At 55.6% G+C, this 1456-nt stretch carries 2 protein-coding genes; both read left to right on the top strand.

Annotated elements, in window-relative coordinates; translation table 11 throughout:
• Window positions 1-713 (top strand): heme/hemin ABC transporter substrate-binding protein (locus tag ACTHUR_RS11050; protein ID WP_440398602.1); only part of this gene is annotated, 713 nt, incomplete at its 5' end.
• A 139-nt stretch (window positions 714-852) separates the two neighbouring features.
• Window positions 853-1456 (top strand): FecCD family ABC transporter permease (locus ACTHUR_RS11045; protein ID WP_440398601.1); only part of this gene is annotated, 604 nt, incomplete at its 3' end.

The following is a 1456-nucleotide window of genomic DNA, read 5'->3' as shown; positions in this document are numbered from 1 at the left end:
CCCCCGATACGGCAGACATTGTTGCCGCGCTCGGCGCATTGGACGAGATCGTCGGCCGCGATCAGACCGTTCAAAATCCGGCGTTGAAAAACAAGCCCAGTATCGGCATTCATCGCCGCCTGACGGTTGAGCCGATTGTGGCCGCCAAACCCGACATTGCCATCGGTTCATGGATGGCGCAGCCTGCCGATATTTTTGCCCACCTGCAAAAAGCAGGCATTAAAGCCGTCAATGTTGCACCCGACGACAGCATCGCCGCCTATCCGCAAAGTATCCGCAACATCGGTCAGCTTATCGGCAAAAGCGCACAGGCGGACAAGTTGGCAAGCAAGTGGCAGGCGGATATGAAACAGCAGCCTTTCAGCGGCAAACGCTACCTCTTCAGCTACGACGGACGCATCGTATCGGGCAAGAATACGGCTGCCGACGAAATCATCCGCCGCGCCGGCGGTATCAATGCCGCAGCAGCCATTGACGGCCTCAAACCGATGACGCGTGAGGCATGGATTGCGGCCAAACCCGACATCATCATTATCGCCGACCACAACACTGCCATGATAGGCAACGTCAAAACCTTTGCCGCACGTCCCGAAATCGCTGGCTCGCCTGCCGCGAAAAACGGCAAGATTTATTTGTGGAAGGCCAACGATATGTTCCGTTACGGGCTGGATACGCCGCAAGTGATTCAGCGTTTGCACGGTTTGGCGAAATAAACGCGCCTGTTTTGAAAATCCTGCCCGATTTTTGTTTTCAGACGGCCTTGATGTGTTCCTTCTTGTTGAGGAAGCAAAACGGCTGTCTTAAAAATGCCGTCTGAAACCGTCCCCTAATCCGATTAAACCGCATGATGTCATGAAACCGCATATCCTTACCCTTTGCCTGTTGCTGACTGCCGCCGCCGTTTATTTGTGCTGCGGCATCGGTTTTGGCGCGTGGGAGTCGCCGCTGGCGATGGATGAAACCGTTCGCCAAATTCGTTTACCGCGCATCTATACTGCGCTTTTGGTCGGAGCCGGTTTGTCCGCTTCGGGCGCAGCATTGCAGGCTTTATTTGAGAACCCGCTGGCCGATCCAAGTTTGATTGGAACGTCGGGCGGGGCAGCCTTGGGCGTGATTGTGTTATTGGCTTTGGGCGGCGGCGCAATGGGTGTGCCGGCGGCGGCTTTTCTTGGTGCATTGGGTGTGTGCCTGCTGATTTTGGCAGTGCACAAACTGCTCGGCGGCGGTACTTTGGGATTGCTGGTGTTGGGTTTTGTGTTGAGTGCGTTTTCGGGCGCGGTGGTCAGCATGATTTTGTTTTTATCTGACGATTTGGTATTGCGCAGTGCAACCACATGGCTGTCGGGCAGCCTTGCCGAAGCCGGTTTCTCATCGCCTGTCGCGGCAATCGCGGTCATGTTGCCCGGTTTTCTGATTTTGCTGTCGGCAGGCAGGCGGCTGGACGTTTTGATGACGG

This window comes from Neisseria sp. P0021.S007 (assembly GCF_051956855.1).
Note: the sequence above shows the minus strand (reverse complement) of the source record. Positions and strands in the feature narration are given on the sequence as shown.